The following is an 843-nucleotide window of genomic DNA, read 5'->3' on the forward strand; positions in this document are numbered from 1 at the left end:
CTGGCCCGCTTGTACCCTCCACACATGGGATCCAAAGGACAACTTCAGGAGTGGCACAAAGACTTTGAAGATGTGGACCCCGAGCATCGCCATGTTTCTCATCTCCTGGGACTCCACCCGGGAAAAGAGGTTTTGCCCAGGATCAACCCAGACTATGCAAAAGCCTGCAAACGCACCCTTGAGCTTCGTGGTGATGGGGGCACAGGATGGGCTATGGCATGGAAAATAAACTTCTGGGCCCGTCTGGAAGATGGTGATCACGCATACAAGATGTTGAAAAACGGATTGAGGCATGTGGATGCAACAGAAGTGTCCATGAAGGGCGGTGGCACCTATTCCAACATGTTCGACGCACATCCGCCATTTCAAATCGATGGTAACTTCGGAGGCACGGCAGGCATCACCGAAATGTTACTGCAAAGCCATTCCGATGAGATCTTTGTTTTACCGGCACTTCCCGGCAACTGGAGCTCGGGTTCCGTAAAAGGACTTCGTGCCAGAGGAGGTTTTATATTGGATTTCGATTGGGAAAACGGAGCATTGAAAAATATAGCAGTTCTTTCAACTTTGGGAGGAAATTGTCGCCTGAGAACACATACAGCACTTCAGGCAAAAAGTGTATCTTTGCAAAGTGCACACGATGCTAACCCTAACGGTTTCTATCCTAAGCCAAGTTTACCGCCTCTCATTTCGAACGAAAGTGAATCGGATGTGGAGCTTTCGCTGAAAGAAACGTATCTGACCGATTTCAACACCGAAAAAGGAAAGAGATATACATTAACTACCGAACCAAACACTTTTAGTAAGTAATTACAAAAGAAATTCACGTATTGAACGAGTAAC

1 protein-coding gene is annotated in these 843 nt (G+C 47.0%); it reads left to right on the forward strand.

Translation table 11 applies throughout. The annotated features are described in order from the left end of the window. Positions 1-810 (forward strand): glycosyl hydrolase family 95 catalytic domain-containing protein (locus B3Z75_RS10550; RefSeq protein WP_349676037.1); only part of this gene is annotated, 810 nt, incomplete at its 5' end. Positions 811-843: the final 33 nt, after the last annotated feature.

This window comes from Proteiniphilum sp. UBA1028, from assembly GCF_002316955.1.
Lineage (GTDB): Bacteria > Bacteroidota > Bacteroidia > Bacteroidales > Dysgonomonadaceae > Proteiniphilum.